We start from the raw sequence: 2,984 nt of genomic DNA, 5'->3' as shown, positions 1-2,984 counted from the left end.
TAAATTTAAGAAAAAGAAAAATTTGAAATTATGTTTATCGTGTAATGCTAAAGAGAAGACGAACGCTTAAAAGATATATAAGAAGGGAAAATCACCCCCTCTTATATATCTTTATTCTGATTCAAAATGTGCAGCGGTTAACGACCGGTGGATTAGCCTTATCCCCGTAAAAGAGAGATAAAAAGTAAATGAAGTGAATAATTGCGGGAACTTTTTATCTCCCTTTTCGGTGGCTATATTTACCTGATTTTGTGCGGTTAAGCGATAAGTAAAAACATCCATAAATAAAATATTAAAAGGAAAGAAATATTTTCTTTATGTAGTTTTCACCTATCGCCAGGGAAGGATCATCTTTTTTCTCCTGGTATTTTCTTCTCCCGGCGTTTGTAGAAGCTGGCACCACAAAAAAGCCCTACACTTAATGCCTTTGTTGCAATTTTTTGTGGTGATGAGTCTTCTATAAACGCCACCGTTGTCGTACATATAAACTATTAGGATAGTTTTAGTATTTTTTATCTGTTCTGCCCGGAGTGTAGGCACGCAGACAGATAAAAAATATTTAAACGTAAAAGAACAGTGATCAGGAAGAGGGAGGGAAGGGAGGGGAGGCATTCGATTATCAGAAGTAGAGATTTTCCCTTACGATAAGAAGTATCTCATTTAGCCCGCCATTTGTATTTTTATAAGGCGAAAATTGCTTTTTGTCTTAGAAAAATACAATGCTTTTTTTGTTATACATAACAAAGCTTTATCGGATAAAATAAACCCTCATATATTTCTTTTTAGAATGTCCGATAGAGTCTTGTTATGTATTGGCAGACTTTCAATTAAACTTCTTAGCAAAAAAAGCTCCTGGCGGGCGGTCGTGGGGATGAGATGATCAGAAGTTATTTACCAGGAAGTCAATAAAAGCAGCTTAATAATCATTTTAATAAAATACTGGGGGAGAGAGGAAAAGAGGTCATCTACAATCGATTTGCTGATTAGGAAAAAATTCATTTAAGCTGGACCTATTTCAATAATTTTCCTAATGGTTATTATATTCTAGGTGGGAGATTATATGAAATGGTGGTTTTCACCATTTCATATAATGTTCCCGGTATTTGTGAAGTCCCACCTTGGCGGGATTTTGGGAAAGCGTAGCTTCCCACAAACATCGTATTAGGCGTAGTCTCCACAAAATTATTTCACGATTACTACTGTTCTACCAACTCTACTCGCCGATTCTTTGCACGGCCTTCTTCGTTTTTGTTAGAAGCCACGGGGGCCAAAAAACCAACACCATGAGCCTCAAGTCGCTTTGCATTTATATTGTATTTGGAAATAAGTTTAGTTACCACAGCATCAGCACGAGCTTGTGAAAGTTTCATGTTGTAAGTTAAACTACCTACATTATCCGTATGACCGACAACATGTAATTTAAGTTCGGGATTCTGCTGAAGGAGTTTGGCAATCTCTTTAAGGGCTGGTTCAGACTCAGGCTTTACCTCTGCCTTGTCCGTATCAAAGTAGATACCGTAAACGGCTACGTGACCGGTCCTGGTTATGTCCTTTGCCAATGCATCCGCATTTACTGTTACCAAACCAGTCTCCATAGGATTAACCTCGATAATATCAAGTTGAATTACTGGCCAGTCATACCAACCCAAAGACACACAAAGAGCTACATATACATCTCCCTCTGGACTGGATAGTTTTGCGGATAGATAACGAAAATCTTCTTCGCTCTGTATATAGTATTTGAAATCATCTTTCAATTGGTTAACTTCCATATACAATTGATCAGTCCACCACCCTTCAAGATCTCTAACAGTGCCGGCAAATAAAATCTCAAAACCAGCCTTTTTAAGAGATAACTCATAGTTGCGGTAGATCTCAAGTGTTGAGCGATCCTCCGGGGCCTTGTATTGAATCCGAGTTACCTTTCCTTCCAGTCTTTGACTTTTTGACAATTTCCTCTCTTCATCAAGTTTGCCTAAGGGAAGAACATACTCATCAAATTTGTTTACGTCGTAGTATGTGATAACTGCACCAGCGAAACGAGAGATTAAGGGATGGTCTTTGCTTCCCTCAATATCTTTATCCTGGGCAAAGGCAACGCTGGTTGCTAACAAGACTACACATAACAGAGAAAACACCACCTTACTCTTGCCACTCATAATAATCACCTCCTTTCTTTACCGCAGTTTTGCCTAGAAATAACCGAACTATTTCGTTTATGTTTCCAAATTGGCATGTTTTGCGAATCATTTTGTTTATGCAAGACTCTAGGTGAAGTTTCGAAAAGTAACCACTAATTTTCCTTGTAGAATATCTTTATAGATTCTTACACTTATTATAACTAATTTTATTAATTTTACAAAATAATAGTTTATATATAAGTGAGTGTACGCCTTGAAGATAATGGGGTCAGGTCTTGAAATATAACATTTTTGACCCTTCTTCATTTTTCAGCCCAGAATATTGACCGGCTGGTTTCTTTTTATCGTGCTTCTTTAAAGACAGGGAAAATATTCGCTATTGATTTTTATACCGCCAATATTCTTGGCTGCCTAAAAGATTATGCAAACATCAGAGTTTTCTTTCCCTATTGGTTGTGCAGGAGAATAACACAGCAGGGTGAACAAGAATTAATGTACAGGTATAAAGGTTATAAGATTACCAGGGAAGAGATTTCCGATAGGAGCGGGGAGATAAATATAGTGGTTTGTTTAGCCGGAAGATAGTGCAGGTTTCAGATGGAGAGGTTTTTGTGGTGTGAAGTGAATTCAAATAAATGGTTCCACATCCCATTTTTTTAAAGCTTTCAAGAGGGCAGTTAGAGCAAAAAAACCGCTATTATTTGCCCCGGATCATCATTAATAGATATTTTATAGAGATAATTTGACATTCTCCAATATATGCAGTATTATATCTAAAAATGTAGTTAGATTATATTAATAATTGGAGAGACTCCTATGAATGCAAGAAATAATCAAAAGCAT

Annotated in this window: 1 protein-coding gene; it reads right to left on the bottom strand. The window is 36.9% G+C overall.

Annotation, left to right across the window (positions count from 1 at the left end; translation table 11 throughout):
• Window positions 1-1,196: 1,196 nt before the first annotated feature.
• Window positions 1,197-2,159, bottom strand: a complete 963-nt coding sequence (locus tag U9Q18_00455; protein MEA3312830.1) for a DUF4892 domain-containing protein — start codon at window positions 2,157-2,159, stop codon at window positions 1,197-1,199.
• Window positions 2,160-2,984: the final 825 nt, after the last annotated feature.

It is taken from the genome of Caldisericota bacterium (genome assembly GCA_034717215.1).
In the GTDB taxonomy this organism is placed as follows: Bacteria; Caldisericota; Caldisericia; order Caldisericales; family Caldisericaceae; genus UBA646.
Note: the sequence above shows the minus strand (reverse complement) of the source record. Positions and strands in the feature narration are given on the sequence as shown.

Coding starts and splice junctions, on each gene's coding strand:
- U9Q18_00455 (MEA3312830.1), bottom strand. CDS start 2,159: ATGAGTGGCAAGAGTAAGGTGGTGTTTTCTCTGTTATGTGTAGTCTTG.